The 22274-nt window shown below is 33.9% G+C and carries 21 protein-coding genes and 2 tRNA genes; 9 read left to right on the top strand and 14 right to left on the bottom strand.

The window, feature by feature from the left end; translation table 11 throughout:
• Positions 1-7: 7 nt before the first annotated feature.
• The 3 genes from C8C83_RS12965 to C8C83_RS12955 form a co-directional block, all read right to left on the bottom strand.
• A complete protein-coding gene (locus tag C8C83_RS12965) occupies positions 8-958 on the bottom strand; it encodes an ABC transporter ATP-binding protein (protein WP_121328925.1) in 951 nt (316 codons plus the stop codon).
• A 106-nt stretch (positions 959-1064) separates the two neighbouring features.
• On the bottom strand, positions 1065-1760 hold the full coding sequence (locus tag C8C83_RS12960; RefSeq protein ID WP_121328924.1) for an OmpA family protein: 696 nt from the start codon (positions 1758-1760) through the stop codon (positions 1065-1067).
• Between the two features lie 17 nt (positions 1761-1777).
• Entirely contained in the window at positions 1778-2281 is a 504-nt protein-coding gene (locus C8C83_RS12955) for a lipocalin family protein (protein ID WP_121330038.1), read from the bottom strand.
• Positions 2282-2486: 205 nt separating this feature from the next.
• On the opposite strand from C8C83_RS12955, the gene htpG reads away from it, so the two are divergent.
• The 4 genes from htpG (at position 2487) to C8C83_RS12935 (ending at position 7758) form a co-directional block, all read left to right on the top strand.
• On the top strand, positions 2487-4370 hold the full coding sequence (gene htpG, locus C8C83_RS12950; RefSeq protein WP_121328923.1) for a molecular chaperone HtpG: 1884 nt from the start codon (positions 2487-2489) through the stop codon (positions 4368-4370).
• Between the two features lie 229 nt (positions 4371-4599).
• Positions 4600-5427: a hypothetical protein gene (locus tag C8C83_RS12945; protein WP_121328922.1), complete on the top strand. Its 828-nt coding sequence runs from the start codon at positions 4600-4602 to the stop codon at positions 5425-5427.
• Between the two features lie 133 nt (positions 5428-5560).
• Entirely contained in the window at positions 5561-6280 is a 720-nt protein-coding gene (locus tag C8C83_RS12940) for a DUF4369 domain-containing protein (protein WP_121328921.1), read from the top strand.
• A gap of 218 nt (positions 6281-6498) precedes the next feature.
• Positions 6499-7758, top strand: coding sequence for a hydroxymethylglutaryl-CoA reductase (locus C8C83_RS12935; RefSeq protein ID WP_121328920.1), 1260 nt, complete (start codon positions 6499-6501; stop codon positions 7756-7758).
• Positions 7759-7957: 199 nt separating this feature from the next.
• On the opposite strand, the gene C8C83_RS12930 is transcribed toward C8C83_RS12935, so the two are convergent.
• The 8 genes from C8C83_RS12930 to idi all read right to left on the bottom strand — a co-directional run bounded on the left by C8C83_RS12930 (position 7958) and on the right by idi (position 11955).
• Positions 7958-8359, bottom strand: coding sequence for a helix-turn-helix transcriptional regulator (locus C8C83_RS12930; protein WP_121328919.1), 402 nt, complete (start codon positions 8357-8359; stop codon positions 7958-7960).
• Positions 8360-8847: 488 nt separating this feature from the next.
• Positions 8848-8921: transfer RNA gene (locus tag C8C83_RS12925), tRNA-Thr, on the bottom strand.
• A gap of 102 nt (positions 8922-9023) precedes the next feature.
• Positions 9024-9097 (bottom strand) — tRNA-Thr (locus C8C83_RS12920).
• A gap of 78 nt (positions 9098-9175) precedes the next feature.
• A complete protein-coding gene (locus C8C83_RS12915) occupies positions 9176-9442 on the bottom strand; it encodes a hypothetical protein (protein WP_026982865.1) in 267 nt (88 codons plus the stop codon).
• A 57-nt stretch (positions 9443-9499) separates the two neighbouring features.
• Positions 9500-10468 (bottom strand): type I phosphomannose isomerase catalytic subunit, encoded by a 969-nt coding sequence (locus tag C8C83_RS12910; protein WP_121328918.1) that lies wholly within the window; start codon positions 10466-10468, stop codon positions 9500-9502.
• Between the two features lie 63 nt (positions 10469-10531).
• The gene (locus C8C83_RS12905; protein WP_121328917.1) at positions 10532-10990 is read right to left on the bottom strand and encodes a peroxiredoxin; all 459 of its coding nucleotides are present in this window, start codon (positions 10988-10990) and stop codon (positions 10532-10534) included.
• Positions 10991-10993: 3 nt separating this feature from the next.
• Complete coding sequence (locus tag C8C83_RS12900) at positions 10994-11404, bottom strand: 6-carboxytetrahydropterin synthase (protein ID WP_121328916.1); 411 nt, start codon at positions 11402-11404, stop codon at positions 10994-10996.
• A 23-nt stretch (positions 11405-11427) separates the two neighbouring features.
• Positions 11428-11955 (bottom strand): isopentenyl-diphosphate Delta-isomerase, encoded by a 528-nt coding sequence (gene idi, locus C8C83_RS12895; protein ID WP_121328915.1) that lies wholly within the window; start codon positions 11953-11955, stop codon positions 11428-11430.
• A 296-nt stretch (positions 11956-12251) separates the two neighbouring features.
• Here idi and msrB point away from each other — a divergent pair, with 296 nt between their 5' ends.
• The 4 genes from msrB to C8C83_RS12875 all read left to right on the top strand — a co-directional run bounded on the left by msrB (position 12252) and on the right by C8C83_RS12875 (position 16316).
• Positions 12252-12806, top strand: coding sequence for a peptide-methionine (R)-S-oxide reductase MsrB (gene msrB / locus C8C83_RS12890; protein ID WP_121328914.1), 555 nt, complete (start codon positions 12252-12254; stop codon positions 12804-12806).
• Positions 12807-12813: 7 nt separating this feature from the next.
• Entirely contained in the window at positions 12814-13422 is a 609-nt protein-coding gene (gene msrA, locus C8C83_RS12885) for a peptide-methionine (S)-S-oxide reductase MsrA (RefSeq protein ID WP_121328913.1), read from the top strand.
• A 286-nt stretch (positions 13423-13708) separates the two neighbouring features.
• Positions 13709-15124 (top strand): aminopeptidase P N-terminal domain-containing protein, encoded by a 1416-nt coding sequence (locus C8C83_RS12880; RefSeq protein ID WP_132011768.1) that lies wholly within the window; start codon positions 13709-13711, stop codon positions 15122-15124.
• 232 nt (positions 15125-15356) lie between these two features.
• A complete protein-coding gene (locus tag C8C83_RS12875; protein WP_121328912.1) occupies positions 15357-16316 on the top strand; it encodes a quinone oxidoreductase in 960 nt (319 codons plus the stop codon).
• Positions 16317-16673: 357 nt separating this feature from the next.
• Here the strand turns inward: C8C83_RS12875 and C8C83_RS12870 are convergent, their stop codons facing one another.
• Together C8C83_RS12870 and C8C83_RS12865 are read right to left on the bottom strand one after the other, a co-directional pair.
• Positions 16674-17771: a hypothetical protein gene (locus tag C8C83_RS12870; RefSeq protein ID WP_233566063.1), complete on the bottom strand. Its 1098-nt coding sequence runs from the start codon at positions 17769-17771 to the stop codon at positions 16674-16676.
• A gap of 6 nt (positions 17772-17777) precedes the next feature.
• A complete protein-coding gene (locus tag C8C83_RS12865) occupies positions 17778-19337 on the bottom strand; it encodes an FAD-dependent protein (protein ID WP_121328911.1) in 1560 nt (519 codons plus the stop codon).
• A gap of 377 nt (positions 19338-19714) precedes the next feature.
• On the opposite strand from C8C83_RS12865, the gene C8C83_RS12860 reads away from it, so the two are divergent.
• Positions 19715-19954, top strand: coding sequence for a hypothetical protein (locus C8C83_RS12860; RefSeq protein ID WP_121328910.1), 240 nt, complete (start codon positions 19715-19717; stop codon positions 19952-19954).
• Positions 19955-20018: 64 nt separating this feature from the next.
• Here C8C83_RS12860 and recQ read toward each other — a convergent pair whose 3' ends face one another.
• Positions 20019-22214 (bottom strand): DNA helicase RecQ, encoded by a 2196-nt coding sequence (recQ, locus tag C8C83_RS12855; RefSeq protein ID WP_121328909.1) that lies wholly within the window; start codon positions 22212-22214, stop codon positions 20019-20021.
• Positions 22215-22274 lie beyond the last annotated feature (60 nt).

Here is a 22274-nt window from a genome sequence, read left to right as displayed (position 1 = left end):
TATCTAATTACAAATAATTTAAACTTAAGAAAATTTCCTGTTCAAGAGGCAAATCGATTTCACTTTCAAAAAACACAAGTTGTCTTTTATAAACAGTTTCAATCAAATAATGATTTCCTCTAAAATAAGTTCTTCTAATTTTTACTGGTAAATTAGATTCTGTAACCATTTTAAATTGATGCGGATAAACCAAAGTCTTATGTTCCTGATCTTCATACGGAAGTAATAAATGCGTTGGAAGTTCATTTACTTCTCCAAAAAGTGACGCTACATATTTAGTTTGCGGATCTTCGTATATTTTTGATGGATTATCCTTAACAATAATTTCTCCGTTTCGCATTACAATCGCTTCGTCTGCAAACGACAAAGCATCCGTACTGTCATGCGTTGCAATAATGCACGTAATTCCTTTTTGTTTTAAGTAACGGAATAAATTTCGGCGTAAAGCATTTTTTCTAAAAGCATCAATTTGACTAAACGGTTCGTCCAATAAGATAACTTCCGGCTCTAAGGCCAAAACTCTTACCAGCGCCACTCTTTGTTGTTGACCTCCACTTAAAAATTTTGCTTTTACATTAGAAAAAGATTCCATTTCCACCATTTCTAGTAATTCCTGAACACGAAGTTTTTTCATGTTTGCAAAACCATTCGAAAGAAACTTTCCAACATTTTCGGCTACGGTTTCAAAAGGAGACAAATCAAAATCCTGTGCCAGATATTTCATATAAGGCATTCCGGGAATTAAATTATACTTTGGACCTAAAACAGGTTTCTCATTATAAAAAATCTTGCCTTCATCCAGATCATATAAACCGTACATTAATTTAAGAAGCGTACTTTTTCCGCAGCCACTCTCACCAATAATGGCAATATTATCGCCTTTATTTACAGTAAAAGAAACGTTTTTTATAACAGGGTTTTCGGTATACGAAAAAGAAATATTTTGAATGTCGAGCATGGGTTATATTTGAAAGGTCAAATTTACAATGTTTAATTTCTAAAGTCAAAAAAAAAGCTGCTTCAATTAAGAAACAGCTTTAAAGAAATTTTATTGCGTCTGAAACTTATTTTCCGGATTGAGCTTTTGCATCATTTACCATTTTGTCATTTGCAGTAATTGAGAATTCTACACGACGGTTTTGTGCTTTTCCTTCAGCAGTATCATTTGTTGCAATTGGATCAGCGATTCCTAAACCTGAAGTTTTGAAACGGCTAGATTTTAATCCTTTTGAAACTAAATAAGCTTGCACAGATGCCGCTCTTTGTCCTGAAAGTGTCAAGTTATATTCTGGTTTTCCTGTATTATCAGTGTAACCAAAAATTTGAATATCTGTATCTCCATATTCCGTAAATACAGGAATTAATTTATCTAAGTTAGCTTTTGCCTGAGAAGTCAAAGTCGATTTGTTAGTATCAAAACGAACAGAGTTTTCATTTAAAGTTAAGTGAATTCCTTCTCCAACTCTTTCTACATCAGCACCTGGTAAAGCCTGATCAATTTCACGGGCTTGTTTATCCATTTTGTTTCCAATAAGTGCTCCGGTTCCACCACCTACGGCTGCTCCAATTGCAGCACCTAAAGCAGCATTACCTCCGTGACCTAAATTATTTCCTAAAATACCACCAATAAGTCCACCGGCAACTACTCCAATTCCGGCACCTTTTTGTGTATTGTTTGCATTTTTCACTGAATCACAACTTGTAAAGAAACTTGCTAATACAAATAAACTACTCAGGCTTAAAACGGTTATCTTTCTCATATTTTTATTTTTTTATATTAATTAGCTCTTTGAAATTGGTATGTTACATCCTTAACTTGTCCACCAACATTAATGTTGTCGATCAATTGAAATGAATTATCAGTTAATCCGGCTACTTTAAGTAAATATCCTGATTTAACATTTTTTGATTTCAATCCCGGATCTACAATCTTAAGTACAAAAAGTCCTTGATTGTTAATACTCCAAACGATTGGAGAAGTAAAAGCTGTACAGCTTGGTGCCGTTAAAGCCATAGTACCTTTATTATTATTTGAAATAAAGTTCCATGTACTTCCAATAAAACATTTAGAATCTGCAAGATCAAACGAGTTTACTTTAATATAGTCTGAACCCGGATAAGATACATTTGTAAGTACCCAATTTCCTTTAAGTGCTACTTGAGTAGGTCTGTCAAGTTTAGTTGATAGTGTAGGCGCTTCTGTTGAAGCTGTTGTAGACGAAGCTGATTTGCACGCGAAGAACATCGTGGCGATCAAGCAAATGAAAATAACTTTCTTCATTTTGTACATTTTTTTTAAGTTAATACTGACACGTTTAACAATTATTATAGTACAAAGATACAATTCATAGGAATATCTTGAGTTCCAAAATCTGATTATTTTCTTTCAAAATTAACACTTACGACATTTTGTCACTCAAAAAACAATTGGTATTCTATTTGAAGAAATGAGTATCATCACATTAAACTAAAAAATAAAAATAAATATGACAACAGGTAAAATTAATGTTTCGGTAGAAAACATCTTTCCCTTAATCAAAAAGTTCTTGTACAGCGACCACGAAATCTTTTTACGTGAGCTGGTTTCGAACGGAACAGACGCTACTTTAAAATTAAAACACCTAATTAGTATTGGCGAAGCTAAAGTAGAATACGGAAATCCAATTATCGAAATCAAAGTTGATAAAGAAGGAAAGAAAATCCACATCATTGACCAAGGTTTAGGAATGACGGCTGATGAAGTTGAAAAATACATCAATCAGGTTGCCTTTTCAGGAGCCGAAGAATTTCTTGACAAATATAAAGATTCTGCAAAAGATTCTGGAATTATTGGTCATTTTGGTCTTGGTTTTTATTCTGCATTTATGGTTGCAGAAAAAGTAGAAATCATTACAAAATCATACAAAGACGAACCTGCAGCACACTGGACATGTGACGGAAGCCCTGAATTTACTTTAGAGCCGGCTGACAAAACTTCACGTGGTACAGAAATCATCTTACATATCGCTGAAGATTCTCTTGAATTTTTAGAAGATTCTAAAATCAGCGGATTATTGAATAAGTATAACAAGTTTATGCCTATTCCAATTAAATTTGGATCAAGAACAGAAACACTTCCAAAACCGGAAGATGCTCCTGAAGATTATATCAACGAAACAATTGAAGTTGATAACATCATCAATAATCCAAATCCAGCATGGACAAAACAACCAAGCGAATTATCTGATGAAGATTATAAAAACTTCTACAGAGAATTGTATCCAATGCAGTTTGAAGATCCGTTATTCAATATTCATTTGAATGTAGATTATCCGTTTAACTTAACCGGAATTTTATATTTCCCTAAGTTAGGTTCAGATATGCAAATTCAAAAAGATAAAATTCAATTGTACCAAAACCAAGTTTACGTTACTGATAATGTAGAAGGAATTGTACCTGAATTTTTGACAATGCTAAAAGGAGTTATTGATTCACCGGATATTCCATTAAACGTTTCTCGTTCTGGTTTACAAGCAGATGGTGCAGTTAAGAAAATCTCTAACTACATCACTCGTAAAGTTGCTGATAAACTAAAAGCTTTATTCAACGAAAACCGTGCTGATTTTGAAGCAAAATGGAACGATATTAAAATCGTTTTAGAATACGGAATGCTTTCTGAAGATAAATTCTATGAAAAAGCAGGTGCGTTTGTTTTATATCCAACAGTTGATGATAAATATTTTACTCTTGAAGAATTAAAAGAGAACTTAAAAGAAAATCAAACTGATAAAGACGGAAAATTAGTTGTTCTATATGCTGGAAACAAAGATGCTCAGCACTCTTATATTGAAACAGCAAAAGAAAAAGGATACGAAGTTTTACTTTTGGATTCGCCAATTATTTCGCATTTAATTCAAAAAATTGAAGGAGATAACAAAGACGTAACTTTTGTACGTGTAGATTCTGATCATATTGATAATTTAATCAAAAAAGACGAAAACACGATTTCTAAATTATCTGATGAAGAAAAAGAAACACTTAAAACTTCATTAGAAGCTTATATTCCAAAAGCATATTCTGTACAATTGGAAGCTATGGATAGCCAAGCTGCTCCATTCATTATTACGCAACCGGAATTTATGCGTAGAATGAAAGAAATGAGTCAATCTGGTGGTGGCGGAATGTTCGGAATGGGTAATATGCCGGAAATGTACAATTTGGTTGTAAACACAAATTCTGATTTGGCAACAAGTATCTTAAATACTGAAGACAAAACACATCAGGAACATTTGGTAAAACAAGCTTTAGACTTAGCCAAATTATCGCAAAACCTATTAAAAGGAGAAGCTTTGACTGCTTTTGTAAAAAGAAGTTTTGAAATGATTAAATAAGATTTTACAAAAATCTATCTAAAAACCTGCAAGTTATACTTGCAGGTTTTTTTTTATGCTTTACAGAAAAAAACTTTTAGACCAAAGAAAACCAATCAACTATAAAACATTATCCCATAAAATAACGTTTATAAAATCCTGTAAGTCTCGCTTATAGGAATTTTTTATTGCAATTTATTTTTTTATTACATTTGAATCCCATTCATCTAACTTAAACAAAAAAAACAATATGAAAAAAACGATCCTTTTATTCCTGGCAGTTTGCACATCAGCGCTAACTTACATTTCATGTTCTAACAATGACAGTATTACGCAGCAAACGGATGTAAGTGCAGTTGGAGCTGCTATAGCGATTGACGCTGTAAACGAAATGGACATCAACACAGGGTTACTTGTAACAGCACCAGCTGCTTCGACCGGAAAACCAACCGAAACTCCTCCAGCAGGAATTTGTGGTACAATCACAGTATCTCCAACAACAGATACTTACCCTAAAGTATTTACTATAGATTTTGGAACTGCAGGTTGCACAACTGAGCAACTTACAAGAAAAGGAAAATTACAAATCACCGTTTCCGGACCTGTAACCACAACGGGAAGCAAAATGACTATCGAAAGAATTGGCTACTCTATCAATGGATTAAAAGTAGAAGGAACTATAGAATATACAAACACAACAACGACTCCAACTGTACCACAATGGACTAGAAAAGTGACAAATGGGAAATTAACTGATACACAAGGAAAAACATTTACAAACTCAAGCACATGGACAGTAAAACAAACTGCAGGTGTTGATACTCCTTTTTTATTAAGTGATAATGTATATGAAATGACTAACGGAAATCTTACTGTAACTTCTGACAAAGGAGGAACATTAACTCTGACGGTTCTTGAAACATTGGTAAAAAAATATTCTTGTACTTTTATTTCTAAAGGAAAATTAAAAGTTCAGGGAGGAGCCTTAAACGGAGTTGTTGATTACGGAAACAACGATTGTGACGGTAAATACACTTATACTCATGAAAACGGAAAGGTTTTCAATTTAGTAATGTAAAAGAATTTTCTTCCATAAATAATAAGAATCCCAATCTATTTTCAGATTGGGATTTATTTTTTAGCAAAATTTAACAACTACATCTATACATTCAAACTATTTTCTTTATTTTGCAGCCAAATCTAAAAAACCAATGAAAAAATCAATTATTGCTTTTGTTACTCTCGCTGTATTAGCATCTTGTAGCAAAAAAGAATCATCAACTGACAACTTACATATTACCGGAAATATAAAAGGATTAAAAAAAGGAACTTTATATATTCAAAGAATTGTTGATACTTCGCTTGTTGCTATTGACAGTATAAAAATTGACGGAAACTCAGCTTTTGAAAGTGACATAAAATTAGAATCTCCTGAAATGCTTTATTTATTCCTGGATCGTGGAGTAACCAATTCATTAGACAATAACATTTTATTTTTTGCAGAACCAGGAAACATCAATATTGATACTAATCTGGATAATTTTATTTATAGCGCTAAAATCACCGGATCAAAAAATCAGGAATTGTATGAGCAATATCAAAAAATAAATTCTCGTTTTATTGGAGAGAATCTTTCTTTGGTTGAACCAAGATTTAAAGCTATAAAAAGAAAAGATCAAAAAGCAATTGATAGCATTGACGCAAAACAATCTTCAAATATCAAAAGAAAATATCTATACGCTACAAACTTTGCCATTAACAACAAAGATCACGAAATTGCACCATATATTGCATTAGCAGAGATTTATGACATTAATATCAAATTTCTTGATACGATTCAAAAATCAATGACTCCAAAAGTAGCTAATTCTCTATATGGAAAAAAGCTAACCAAATATATTGCTGAAATCAAAAAGCAACAGCAAAAATAGATTTTTGAAGTTAAAACAAAACATCTGGTAACATACTTTCTACAATACCCTAAATCCTGTTTTTTTAGTAAAACAGGATTTTTTTATGATCTTTTTCCTGCTATATTTTTTAAATTCTTAAATATTTGATAATTAGATAATTACGTAAAAATACTTCGGAAATTTCATTCAATTACTTTCTATTTAGACTAACTTAGCACATCCTAAATAAAAAAATCATGAAAAACCCACCTAGTATTATTAGTCGTGCAAAGTTTGATTTTATTAATTCATCAGTAATTGAAAAGCTTGAATCTTACAATTCAAAACCTAGTCCAGAATTAGAGATAATCCCAAAACTTGATCCCTACTCTTTAAACGGTCAAAAATTGCGTTTAGATTTTATCCGAAAACAATTAAGTACAAACGTTGACTATTTATCCGGAGAAAAAGTATTCAACGACAACGAAAGTCTAAAAGGGAATATTGAAAATTATATTGGCATGACACAAATCCCAACAGGAATTATTGGACCAATATTAATTAATGGTACTCATGCACAAGGAGGTTTTTATATTCCCCTTGCTACAACCGAAGGCACATTATTAGCATCATACAACAGAGGCGCAAAAGCTTGTAGAGAATCTGGTGCAATTACCACAATTACATTGCAAGAAGGAGTACAAAGAACACCTACCTTTAAATTTAAAAACTTAATTGATCTTGGAAAATTCGTAACATGGGTTCTAGACAACAAAGAAATCTTCAGCGCATTAACCCGAGAATCCAGTAATTATGCCATCTTAAATGATGTAGGAATCAATATAGAAGGAAATATTTTAATATTACGATTCGAATATACTTCCGGAGACGCATCAGGTCAAAACATAGTTACAATATGTACGGATAGAATCTGTAAATATATCCTTGAAAACTGCCCAACGAAGCCAATTTTCTGGACCATAGAAGGAAATACGTCGGGAGATAAAAAAGCTACGTCATTAGCGACAAGAGTACGCGGAAAAAAAGTAACTTCAGAAATCACATTAAAAAGAAGTGTAATTGAATCTGTCCTGAAAACAACTCCTGAACTATTGCAGCAACAATGGAAAATTACTACCTCGGGAGCAATAAAATGTGGCAGTAATGGCACAGGAATGCATCCCGCTAATGCGCTTGCAGCACTATTCATTGCTTGTGGTCAGGATGTCGCTTGTACCGGAGAAGCTTCTACTGCTGTAACAAGAATGGAAATAGACGAAAATGGAAATTTATATTGCTCAATCACAATGCCCAATATAATCGTTGGTACAGTTGGTGGCGGAACTTCTTTTCCAACACAAAAAGAATGCTTAGAACTGATCGACTGTTATGGACCAGGTAAAAGCACGAAACTTGCCGAAATTGCTATTAACGTTTGTTTAGCCGGCGAAATATCGATCCTGGCCGCTATGTCGTGCGGACAGTTTACAGCAGCGCATCAAAAATTTGGAAGATAACAAAGATCAAATTCAACTATCAAACGCCTTCTTATTTCCTTACCCACCTAACATTCCACAAATCGAAAGATCTTTTAGAGTTATTTTGCAAACCCTAACGCTTAAATCAAATAACTTTTCACTTTTAATTATTATATAAAGCAAAAAAAAAGAGAACTCTCGCGAGATCTCTTTTTTGCTTTATATACTTTTAAAAAGACTATTTTCCCTTTAGAATTTTCTCTAAATATTCAACCTTATCTTTTTCAACCTGAACCAAACGCTCATAAAGTTCTACAACTTTATCAAGAGGATTGAATGAGCACTGATGGTTTTGACTGAAAGCTCCTTGACTATTGCTAAAATCAGTATCATGAAATGTATTGAAATAATTAATCATATTTTCTTCCGAAAAATTCTTAATTGCTTCTGCAGTCACACCAAGCGCTTTTGCCACTTCAATTAATTTTTCTTCATCTATAGTTTCACTATTTTCAATAGCAGAAATCGCTTGTTGGTTTGTTCCCAAAGCTTGCGCCAATGCCTCTTGCTTCATATCTCTTAGTTCACGAATACGGCTAATTTTTCGCCCTATATGATTTGGTTTTGCTAGTGTGCTCATAATTCAAAGATAATAATTAAGTGTAATAGTAACAATATGTAAGAAACATATTTACTGATGTACGATACTGACAAAAATACAATTTTTCGGACAAATGATATTTTGATTGTTTATTCTACAAAAATGAAACACACAATCTTGTCATTTCGACGAAAGGAGAAATCACACAAGTGACTCCGCAACGGGATTCCAATCTTTGTAGAGCTTCTCGTGTGAATTCTCCTTCCTCGAAATGACAAAAATACGAACAAAATCTGTGTAAATCCGCGTTTTCGCGATAGCGAATCAGTATCATCCGCGTACTACAAAAAGCAAGGTAACGAATCTTTGTCGAGTTACTTACGAAGATTTCTCGTTCCTCGAAATGACAAACCCGACAAGTTTTAAAAACCTGTCGGGTTTAAAATATTCTTCACCAAGGTATGGAGATTGATTCTTAAGTATAAAGCAAAAAAAAACCACCACTAAAAAGTGATGGTTTTCCGTTGAGCCGGCGGAGGGACTCGAACCCACGACCTGCTGATTACAAATCAGCTGCTCTAGCCAACTGAGCTACGCTGGCGACTCATTACGGGTGCAAATATAAAATGGATTTTTGTAATTTCCAAAATAAATTTACTGCTTATTTCAATAAAAAACCACCACTAAGTGATGGTTTTTGTTGAGCCGGCGGAGGGACTCGAACCCACGACCTGCTGATTACAAATCAGCTGCTCTAGCCAACTGAGCTACGCTGGCGACTCATTACGGGTGCAAATATAAAGCGGTTTTTCGTTTTACCAAAATAAATTTGCACTTTTTTATACTTTTTTTTGCTTACAATTCGTTGATTTTAGCAATCAATTGATTAGCAGTTTCTTCCAATTCAACATTGATTTGTTTGAAGTGTGCTTTTTTGTTTTCAACGTTCTTAGCATTCACTTTTGTGATCAAAGTATCAAAAGCTGCAATAGCCTGATCGATCAAAGCATTCGTTTCTGGAGTAGGATTTCCTGTAGTAGACATTTCAAATAAGTAAATTGCCTCAATAATATCTCCTAATACGAAGTTGATGTCTTTCTTTAAATTTTTAACGTTTGCCATTTTTATTTATATTTTAATTTGCGACTGCAAAAGTACACATAATCTTTTTATTAAGTGCTATGAAATGTAAATTTCTAAAATTGAAGCATTTCCGCTTAAGAAAAATGCATTTATCTCAGCAGGAACCAAAACCGTGTCTCCTTTTTGGTAGTTTTGTTTAAACCCATCAAATTCAATTTCAAAACTTCCTTCGATACACATATAAACAGTAAAAGTTTCTCCGGATTTAGAAACCGCTACTTTATCTTTTAACGGAATAAAATTGGTGGTAAAGTAAGGACAATCAACTACTACATTCGAAGTATCTGTTTTTGTCTCGTATTTTTTTTGTGTATCAACCTTATTATAGTTTATAGCATCGAGTGCTAAATCTACATGAAGTTCTCTTTTATTTCCATTAGCATCGACACGATCAAAATCATATAAACGATACGTAATATCAGAAGTTTGCTGAATTTCGGCAACTACAAGTCCTGCGCCAATTGCGTGAACGGTCCCAGTTTCCAAAAAGAAAACATCACCAACTTTTGCTTTCACAGTATCTAAAATAGAAACCAGTGTATTATTGTGTAAATGCTCTAAATATTCTTCTTTACTGGAATCTTCTTTAAAACCAACAATAATTCTGGCATCAGTATCAGCTTGCAGAACGTACCACATTTCGGTTTTACCAAAAGAATTATGACGTTCTTTTGCCAATTTATCGTTTGGATGTACTTGTATCGAAAGATCTTCGCGAGCGTCCAGATATTTAAAAAGTAACGGAAACTGTTTTCCAAAACGCTTATAAACTTCTGTTCCCAGAATTTCATTTGGCGTTTCATCAATAAGTTCCATTAATGATTTTCCTTTCAAAGTTCCATTTGCAATAACACTTACATCGCCTTCTACTGTAGACAATTCCCAACTTTCTCCAGTAATTTTAGAAACAATTGGTTTATTAAGAACTGTTTTTAGTTTTTCTCCTCCCCAAATTCTTTCTTTCAGAATAGGTTCAAATTGCAATGGATATAATTTTGGCTTCATAAATATCTTTTTTTGGCAAATATTATTATTTAATAAACACTGATGTAATACTATTTTCTAGTTTTACGATACTAATTCTTTAATAGTCTCAAGTGCTTTCGGAATGTGTTTTGCTGCATTCATACTATCAAAAATCAAAATAACAACGCCATTTCGATCAATAACATATGTTACACGACCTGGTACAAGACCAAATAAAGTATCACGAACACCAAAAAGGTGTCGGATTCTTTTATCCTGATCAGATAACAGTATAAATGGCAATTGATGTTTTTTGGCAAATTTTTGATGTGATTTTATACTATCACTGCTTATACCGATAACCTCAGCTCCTAAGTCTTTGAAATCTTCGTATTGATCTCTAAAACTACAAGCTTCTGTAGTACAACCAGGCGTATTATCTTTTGGGTAAAAATAAATCACGAGTGGTTTCCGCCCCAAAACACTTTGGCTTTCAAAAACTTCACCATGACTATCTTTTGCAGTAAAATTCGGAACTATATCTCCTATTTTTAATGACATTTATTATTCTCCTTTATAAGTTACAAAATTGCGGTCCGTTTCATTCAGAACGATTTCTAGGTCAAAATCAGGCTGAATTCTTTTTCTAATTTTATTCCATATCACAACTGCAATATTTTCTGCAGTTGGATTCAAATCCTGGAATTCCGGAACATCCAGATTCAGGTTTTTGTGATCAAACGGTATTTCTACTTCTTCGTGTATAATATCCGCTAATACTTTCACATCTAAAACAAAACCAGTTTCCGGGTCAATTTTTCCTGTAACACTTACTGTTAAACCATAATTATGACCATGAAAATTAGGATTGTTGCATTTTCCAAAAACAGCATTATTTTTTTCAAATGTCCAGTCTTTTCTATGCAATCGATGTGCAGCATTAAAATGTGCTTTTCTTGATATGGTTACTTTCATTTAGGTTTTTGGTTGTTATGGCTTTATATTTTATGGTCTTCTAAATAATGATAAAATTCATCAAATATTATTTTGAACCAAACGGTATAAATTTCGGGTTGTTTTTCAATATCACTTTTTACGTCTTCAATCTTCATCCATTTCCAAGCTTCGACTTCTTCGAAGTTTATATCTGGATTCTCATTATAATATCCAATCATAACATGATCTAATTCATGTTCTGTAAGACCATTATCAAAAGGAGCTTTGTAAATGAAATGAAATAGTTCTTTCAATTCTGCTTTAAAACCCATTTCTTCAAACAATCGTCTGCTTCCTGCTTCAATATTCGTTTCGCCTTCACGCTGATGACTACAGCAAGTATTGGTCCAGAGTAAAGGTGAGTGGTATTTTTGATGAGCACGCTGTTGTAGCATAATCTCGTTTTTACTATTTAAAATAAAAACCGAAAAAGCACGATGCAATAATGCTTTTTCATGTGCTTCTAATTTTGGCATTAAGCCAATTTGCTCATCATTTTGATTAACTAGTATTACGTTTTCTTCTATCATTAGGGCGTTTTGTACAAACAAAAATACGAAAAAAGAAATGGCTTGAAAATCTCAGAAAAGATTGTGAAAAGTTTAACGAGCATTGCATTTTATACAAAACTGATTTACAAATATTTGCGTCTCACCTACTTCTTAAAAACCTTTAAAAATAAGACATAAAAACTGCAACTTGTTATTTTTCGTAAATAATAAAAAGTTAAAACATACTTAAATAAATCTGAATTGTAAAGTACACGACATTTCGAGGTAAAATCTCGTCGTATCTTTGAAATACAGAATTAAAGCACACAAAAACAATGAAAACAAAAACTCAAATCTTCAGCCTTTGCTTTTTAATTCCGCTTTTTATCTTACAGGCATGTGGACAAAGCGCAAAAAAACAAAATACAAAAACAGTGGTCATGGAAAACAAAATCTCTAAACCCGGAAATCCTTATTATTCGAATACAGATACCACAAAACTAAATGTGAGTAACGCCGAATGGAAGAAAGTACTTCCGGATGATGTTTACGCCGTAATGCGCGAAGCTGACACCGAAAGACCTTTTACAGGAAAATATTGGAAAACTGATGAAAAAGGAACCTATTACTGCGCTTCCTGCGGAAATTTACTTTTTAGATCCGGTGCCAAATTTGCCAGCAGTTGCGGATGGCCAAGCTTTTTTGAACAGGACAACAAAAAAAGTGTGGTTTACAAAAACGATAATTCACTTGGAATGGAAAGAACAGAAGCCCTTTGTGGTCGTTGTGGCGGACATTTAGGACATTTATTCGATGATGGACCTCCTCCAACCGGAAAACGTTATTGCATGAATTCGATTGCATTAGATTTTATTCCTGATAACAAATAATACAAACATGAAAAATACCATATTAATTTGCCTTTTTGCCTTATCCTTACATGGATTTGCGCAAAATAAAAAAGCTCCAAACCTTGAAACAATTACTCTTGGCGGAGGATGTTATTGGTGCGTAGAAGCTGTCTATGAAAATCTTGACGGAGTAAAATCTGTTGTTTCAGGATTTTCCGGAGGAAAAGTAGCCAACCCAAGTTATGAAGAAGTTTGCACGGGAACAACTGGTCATGCCGAAGTGGTACAAATTACCTTCGATAAAAACGTAACTGATATTAATGAAATCTTCAAAGTTTTTTTCACCGTTCATGATCCAACAACTTTAAACCGACAAGGTGCAGATGTTGGAACGCAATATCGTTCTGTGATTTTTTATAAAAATGAAGAGCAAAAAAAGGCCGCGCAAGGTATTATCGCAGATCTTAACAAAGCAAAAGTTTACGATAGTCCAATTGTAACGAAAGTAGAACCTTTTAAAGCTTTCTATAAAGCCGAAGATTATCATCAGAATTATTATGCAAACAATAAAAACCAACCGTATTGCAAAATGGTAATTCAGCCTAAAATCGAGAAATTCGAAAAGGTTTTTAAAGACAAATTAAAAAAGAAATAAAATATTTTATCTGGTTAATATAGTTGCCGTCCATTTTTTATGGGCGGTTTTTTTATGTTTTTTTTAGCCACGAATTTTTCTTCTCTCAAAATCGGAATATTTTTTTTTGCCACAGATTAGAAGATTTTCACAGATTTAAAATCCATAGAATCCTTTAATCTGTGGCAAAAAAACACATAATAATAACTCGTATAATTCGTGGTAAAATTTTTACACAAAAATCAATTCATATTTTTTGTAATTTGCAACAACAAATCAATCAAAATCTAAAACTAAAAACTACCAAATGAAACAATTATTTCTATTCTTTGTTTTCTTAATTACTCTTAATCAAATTCATTCACAAGAAAATCTGCCAACAGATTATCTTTCAAAAGAATTTCACAAAGGTCGCAGAGAAGCATTCAGAAATCTGATGCCAGCCAATTCTGTTGCGGTAATTTTTTCTTATCCAGAGCGAGTTTTTTCAAAAGACATTAACTATAATTTCCACCAAAATCCTGATCTTTATTATCTAACAGGATATAAAGAACCAGACGCTGTTTTATTAATTTTCAAAGAAACTCAAGGAACAGATCAAACCTACAATGAAGTATTTTTTATAAGAGAAAGAAATGCCGGAAAAGAAATGTGGACAGGAAGACGACTTGGCGTTGAAGGCGCAAAATCTCAATTAGGAATTTCAACTGCTTACAACGGAAAAGATTTTAAAGATTTTGCAATTGATTTCAAAAAATTCGATAAAATAATCTACGACAACATTCCTGTCGATATTAGAAACAACACAACAGGTTTTGATCTTTTTGGATTAATTCAAAGCTTCAAAACCAAAGCCGAAATAACAAAAGAAGATCCAGCTTCTTTAGAGCTTTTCAGATCGATTACTTCTACACTTAGAGAAATAAAAACTCCGGAGGAAATGGAATTAATGCGCAAAACCGTTAAACTTTCCTGTGTCGCTCACAACGAAGTTATGAAAGCCATCGGACCAAATATGAGCGAAAATGAAGCTGACGGAATTCACGCCTATATTCATCGTAGATATGGTGCCGAAGGCGAAGGTTATCCACCAATTGTTGGCGCCGGAGCAAACGGATGTATTTTACATTATGGCGATAACAACAGCACAAAAATCGACAATCAACTACTATTAATGGATGTTGGATCTGAATATCACGGTTATTCAGCGGATGTTACAAGAACAATTCCGGCAAACGGAAAATTCACCGAAGAGCAAAAAGCCATTTATCAATTAGTTTATGATGCTCAGGAAGCTGTTTTTAAAATCTGTAAAGAAGGAACGCCACTTGTAGATTTGAATAATACTGCAAAAGAAGTTCTGGCGAATGGTTTAATAAAATTAGGAATCATCACAGATCCAAAAGACGTAAAACTATATTATCCGCACAGTTGTTCTCACTTTCTAGGATTAGATGTTCATGATAAGGGAAATTTTAGCGGTCCAAAAAGTGGTCTTAAAGAAAATATGGTTATAACTGTTGAGCCGGGAATTTACATTCCTGCAAATAGTAAATGCGATAAAAAATGGTGGAACATTGGCGTTCGTATCGAAGATGATATTGCAATCAAAAAAGATTCTTACGAAAATTTATCTGCTGATTCTCCGAGAAAATGGCAGGATATTGAGAAACTTGCAGCTCAAAAAAGCACATTCAACGAAATGAAATTCCCAAAAATATAATTTATTTTTCGCCACGAATTTCACGAATTAGCACGAATTAATTAGTGTGAATTTGTGAAATTCGTGGCAAATTGATCCAGATTTTAAAATCCTTTTTAATCTTTAAAATCTGTGGCCAAAAAATTCAAAACCTCGTCTAAATTTAAGCGAGGTTTTTTTATTCAGTTTTAAGAAAAGCTTTCAAAACTTAAACTAATTTTTCACGTACTTTGTATTCCTAAATACATTAAAAATGAAAGCACTTACCTTCTCCTCTTTCGGAGATTCTGATGTTTTAGAATATATCGAAATTCCGAATCCGCAATTAAAAAAAGATGAAATTCTAGTCGAAATGAAAGCCATCGGATTAAATTTTGCCGATGTTTACAGACGAAAAGGAAACTATCATTTAAAAGGAAATCCTCCTTTTATTGCTGGTTACGAAGGTGCCGGAATTGTTGTTGATGCAAATAATCATCCAGAATATAAAATTGGAGATCGCGTGGCTTTCGCCGATGTTCCTTTTGCAAATGCTGAGTTTGTTGCCGTTAATACAAATCACGTTCTTCCTTTGCCCGAAGCTATTTCTTTTGAAACTGCTGCTTCTATTTTACTGCAAGGTTTAACCGCACATTATTTAGCGACAGACAGCCATAAAACTCAAAAAGGCGAAACCGTTTTAATTCACGCTGTTGCTGGCGGAGTTGGTCAGTTTCTAACACAAATCAGCAAACTTCTTGGAGCAAATGTTATTGGCTTAACCTCTTCTTCAGACAAAGCAAAAGTTGCACTTGAACAAGGTGCAGATCATGTTTTTCTATACAATGAAGATTGGAAATCGGATATTTTTAAAACGATTCCAAAAGGCGTCGATGTAGTTTACGACAGCATCGGAAGCACTTTAACAGAAAGTTTCGAAGTCACAAAAGAATGCGGACAAGTTGTTTTCTTCGGAATGGCAGGCGGAGATCCTGAACCTGTAAATCCAAGAATGTTAATGGACACTTCAAAAACATTAACCGGCGGAGATTTATGGAGTTATTTAAACTCAAAGGAAGAAAGAATCAAAAGAGCCAATCAATTATTCTCTTGGATTATCGAAGGAAAAATTACACTTTCAACACCAACATCTTTCAAATTATCCGAAGGAAAACTAGCGCACGATTATTTAGAAAGCCGAAAAAGCACAGGAAAAATAATTTTAATTCCTTAAATAATAATCTGGGCGTGCCACCAATAAAAAAAGGGGCAGACTATGCAATCGCTTAGTCGCCCCTTTTTTTATTGCTGTCGGGCTTTCACTTCCCCCGCGGCGGATTAGCTCTATCCCTCACGCGGGAGACAGTTTTCAGTCTCAGTTTACCAAGTAATCTTGTCAATTTCGACAGAGGAGAAATCACAATCGGGATTCGCGACAAAGATTGACGAATTTCTGTATAGAGTTTCTAGTGTGATTTCTCCTCCGCCGAAATGACACAAAATGCGTATATAAAATCCGTTTTAATCCGCGTTTTCGCTTAGCGAATCCGTTTTATCCGCGTACTTTCTTTTCAGGAAAACTCAACTCAATTTACAACTGATTAATCTCAATCTTAGTCAATTCAGATAATTCTAAGATTCGACCAACATCCTTTTTATTCGCGACAAAAAACAAATAATTATCTCCGCGCGTATCGTAAGTCATTAATTCGAGATCACGTTTCGCTAAAGCCGATTGAATATAAGGAAATAAATCATGACTATAAGTTTCTTCCGGATATTCGAAATTAAGGTCTTCGCCAATCATTTCGGAAATGAAATATTCTGCGTCTTCAGGATCAAATTTCCAATCGCTATTCCAGCAATCTATGCTTTCAAAAAAACTCCAATGATTTTCAACGATCTTGTAATATTCTTTTGAATCTTTTTCAAAATTCTTCACAAGCTTTTTAGCTTGTTTCTGAAGTAACTTCCCTTCAACATTTCCTCTTGAAACCAACCTAATAAATTCTTCAAAAGTTTCCTGAGTAATCTCAACATCTTCCGGTAATAAATTTTCTTGAGAAGGAAGTTTGATACTTTCCGGTAATTCAATTTCTATATATTGACAAATTCCCTGTAATACTCTTCCGAATTCTTCAAAACCTATTTTCTCAACATCATTTTTCGGATCATTAAAGTCAATATATTCTGTATCAAGTATTCCTCTTGTATAGTCCAGAAAGTAACTATTGTTATATAAAATTCTAAAATCGTTGGTTTCTAAACTATTTGTACAACAAAAGAAAATGATAAAATTATGCAAAACATGTTTTAAATGTTTTTTCATTTCCGGAGTTGGCGGCTCTGTGTAAAACTGAATATGAATATAATCGAATTCTAATTCTGCCTGAATATCTTCTTCAGAAATAGCTCCGATATTAAGCTTTTTATATAATTCGTTTAAGACTTCATAAGCATTTTTAAATCCCGCTTTCTTAATTTCTCTTTGCGCTTCTTCATTATTAAATGAATTTGGAAACGAGTATAAATTTACCGAAATCGTATCATAAATCCCTTTTAGCTTAATCTCTAATCTATTCTCTTCATTATATAAATGAGAATAAATAGAATCAATAACATCAAAAGAAACAATTGATTTTGGATCGTTATTTCTGCCAAAAAAATCAGAGAAGAAGTCTTTTATCAAAATATGCTATTTTAAAGTCTCTGCAATCATCAAAGCGCATTTTTCACCATCGATTGCTGCAGATATAATTCCGCCTGCATAACCTGCACCTTCTCCACACGGATACAAACCTTTTATTTGCAAATGCTCATAAGTTATTGGATCTCTCGGAATACGAACCGGAGATGAAGTTCTGCTTTCCGGAGCGTGCAAAATTGCTTCATTGGTCAAATAACCACGCATAGATTTTCCGAATTCTTTAAATCCTTCACGCAGAATTTGCGATAAGAAACCCGGAAAAACCTGTCCCATTTCTACCGAAGTCGTTCCGGGAACATAAGAAGTTTTAGGAATATCAGCCGAAACTTTATTTTGAGTAAAATCAACCATTCGTTGTGCCGGAACTTTTTGAGTTTCACCAGCCAAATGCCATGCTTTTTGTTCGATACTTTTTTGGAATTCCATCCCTGCCAAAGCTCCAAATTTTGCAAAAGGTTTGAAGTCCTCCAATTTCAACTCGATTACAATTCCTGAATTTGCCGTAACCTGATCACGTTTAGATGGCGACCAACCATTTGTAACCACTTCGCCCGGACTTGTGGCACAAGGCGCAATTACACCACCCGGACACATACAAAACGAATACATTCCGCGACCATTTACTTGCTTCACAATTGAATATGGCGCCGGTGGCAAATGTTCACCACGATAATCACAACTGTATTGAATGCTATCGATTAATTGTTGCGAATGTTCTGCACGAACTCCTAAAGCAAAAGGTTTTGCTTCGATAAATATTTTCTTTTTATCTAATAATTCAAAAATATCACGTGCCGAATGTCCAGTTGCTAAAATCAATTTATTAGCCAGAATTTTATCGCCCGTTTGCGTTACAATTCCTTCGACTTCATTATTCTTCACTAAGATATCTGTAACTCGAGTATCAAATAAAACCTGACCTCCAAACTCTCTGATTTTATTTCGGATATCTTCGATGATTTTCGGTAATTTATTAGTTCCAATATGTGGATGCGCCTCTACCAAAATATCTTCAGAAGCTCCAAATGCAACTAAAAGCTCCAGGATTCTGGTTACATCACCACGTTTTTTAGAACGCGTATATAATTTCCCATCAGAATAAGTTCCGGCTCCACCTTCGCCAAAGCAGTAATTAGAATCTTCGTTTACGATATGTTCTACGTTAATAGCTTTTAAATCACGTCGGCGACCGCGAACATCTTTTCCGCGTTCAATTACAATTGGCTTTAAGCCTAATTCGATTAATTGCAAAGCTGCAAAAAGTCCAGCCGGACCTGCTCCAACTACAATCACTTCTTGCGCTGATGAAACATCCTTATATATAGGTAGCTCAATTTTAGTTTCCTGAAACAGCTCTCCTTGTAAATAGATAACCACTTTCAAATTGATTTTGATCGCTTTTTGACGCGCATCAATTGATCGTTTTAAAATAGAAACATGTTGAATTTCCTTAGGAGAAACCTTTATTTGTTTAGACAAATAGTCTTTAAGCAACAATTCGTTTGCAGCAATTTCTGGAGTTACCTGAAGTAAAAGTTCTCTTGGCATTTTATTTTATTTATTCAATTAGCTTTTCTATCTATGAAAAGAACATGCAAAAATACTATTTTGAAATGAGATTATGTAATTAACCGCAAAGTGCGCTAAGTTTTTTTAACAGTATGGTTTTACAAAAACGCAAAGTTCGCAAAGCTTTGTGTTGATTTAGCTTTGTGAACTTTGTGTTTTATGCATAAAGAAAAACCAAACCTTAGCGCACTTTGCGGTTAATTCTACAGCAACTTTCTCTTCATCGCAAAATCTATAAATATTGCAAGAACAGTTAGACGCACTGCAGTGCGTCTCTACAGAAAAAAAACTCAGAACCTTTTTTTCAAAATAGACTTTGTACCTTTGCCACCCTGAACCTTTGAACCTTAAAAAAAATGTCTAGAAAAATAAAATTGATTTGGGATTTTCGTGGTCCGGCTTCTGCAAAAACAGCCGAACATCATGAAATTCATCTCAAAGAATATATCGCGATAGAAAAACTTCCGTTGAATATTACGGGTTTTAAAATCATAAACGAAATGCAAGCTATTGCTTTTATGGTTGTAACCGATGAAAATATGATTCAGGTACGAGATGCTTTGAAACCGCATCGAGGAGAAGTTTATTCTGAGTAATCTGTAAAATGAAAAATGTGAGATGAAACTGAAATACATTTTACATCTCACATTTAACTTATATCTAATTAGCTACTTCACTAATAAATTTAATTCGCATTAAGCGTAATTCATCAATATCATAATCGCCATCGAATTCTTTAAGTGCGTCTTCGATTTTATCTGATTCTGATTCCATGAAATAATCGTGAATTTCTTCTTGTTGATCATCATCAAGCATATCATCAACCCAATATTTGATATTCAGTTTTGTGCCCGAGTAAACGATTTGTTCCATTTCTTTGATCAAGGCATCCATAGATAATCCTTTGGCAGAAGCAATATCGTTCAAAGATAATTTTCGATCTATATTTTGAATGATATATAATTTATTCGCAGAATTTACTCCTGTAGATTTCACCACAAGATCGTCTGGACGAATAATATCATTATCTTCTACATAACGACTGATTAGTGCAACAAATTCTCCTCCGTATTTCTTAGCTTTTCCTTCTCCGACACCGTGAATATTGTATAACTCTGTTAAAGTCATTGGATATTTTAAAGCCATATCTTCAAGTGAAGGATCCTGAAAAACAACAAAAGGAGGAACGCCAAGTTTTTTGGCTACTTTTTTACGGAGTTCTCGTAACATTCCCATTAAAACTTCATCGGCAGTTCCGGATGATTTTGATGCTGTTACGATTGCTTCATCTTCAGTTTCATTGTATTCATGATCTTCAGACATCATAAATGATTCTGGTTTTTTAATGAAATTCAAACCTTCTTTGGTGATTTTCACTACTCCATAAGTCTCAATATCTTTAGACAAATAACCTGCAACTAAAACTTGTCGAAGTAAAGCCATCCAATATTTCTCGTCATGATCTGAACCTGATCCAAAAAAGGATTGCGTATCTGTTTTATGTGCTTTAATTACCGCATTTATGCGACCAATTAATGTAAACACAATTTCTTTTGATTTATAAATATGTTTGGTATCACGAACAATTTCCAACAATTTAACAACTTGTTCCTGAGCTTCAATTCTGGTTTTAGGATTACGAACATTGTCGTCCATATCTGCACCTTCGCCTGTTTCGCTATCGAATTCTTCACCAAAATAGTGCAATAAGAATTTTCTACGCGACATTGAGGTTTCGGCGTAAGCCACAACTTCCTGCAATAAAGCAAAACCAATTTCCTGTTCAGCAACTGGTTTTCCGGACATAAATTTCTCTAACTTTTCTACATCTTTATAGGAGTAGTAAGCCAGACAATGTCCTTCGCCTCCATCACGTCCCGCACGACCAGTTTCCTGATAATAGCTTTCTAGTGATTTTGGAATATCATGATGAATTACAAAACGAACGTCTGGTTTGTCAATTCCCATTCCGAAAGCGATTGTTGCCACAACCACATCTACGTCTTCCATCAGGAACATATCCTGATGTTTAGCGCGGGTTTTAGCATCTAAACCTGCGTGGTAAGGAACGGCGCTGATTCCGTTAACTTGTAAAACTTCGGCAATCGATTCTACTTTTTTACGGCTTAAACAGTAAATAATACCGGATTTGCCTTTATGTTGTTTGATAAATCGAATAATATCCGACTCAATATTTTTAGTTTTTGTGCGAACTTCGTAGTACAAGTTCGGTCTGTTGAATGATGCTTTAAAAGTATTTGCATCAGACATATCAAGGTTTTTCAGAATATCCTCCTGAACTTTTGGGGTGGCTGTTGCGGTAAGTCCAATAATTGGCACTTTACCTAATTGTTTAATTATATTTTTCAGATTTCGATATTCAGGCCTAAAATCATGCCCCCATTCTGAAATACAATGTGCTTCATCAATCGCAACAAATGAAATTGGCACGCTTTGCAAAAAAGCCACATATTCTTCTTTGGTCAACGATTCCGGAGCGACATACAAAAGTTTGGTTAAACCAGAAGTGATGTCTTTTTTTACTTGTGCAATTTCTGTTTTGGTAAGCGAGGAATTTAGCACATGCGCAATTCCGTTTTCTGAAGAAAGGCTTCGAATCGCATCAACCTGATTTTTCATCAAAGCAATTAAAGGAGAGACAACGATTGCTGTTCCGTCCTGAATTAAAGCGGGTAATTGATAACAAAGAGACTTTCCACCGCCTGTTGGCATAATTACAAAAGTATTCTTTTTATCTAAAATACTCGTAATGACTTGCTCCTGCAAGCCCTTAAATTGGCTAAAGCCGAAATACTTCTTTAATTCCTTGTGTATTTCAATTTCGTTTGAATTCATTCTTTATATTAATGGATATTTTGTATAAATTTGCAACACATAAAGATACAACTTTCTTTT

The organism is Flavobacterium sp. 90, from assembly GCF_004339525.1.
Lineage (GTDB): Bacteria > Bacteroidota > Bacteroidia > Flavobacteriales > Flavobacteriaceae > Flavobacterium.
Note: the sequence above shows the minus strand (reverse complement) of the source record. Positions and strands in the feature narration are given on the sequence as shown.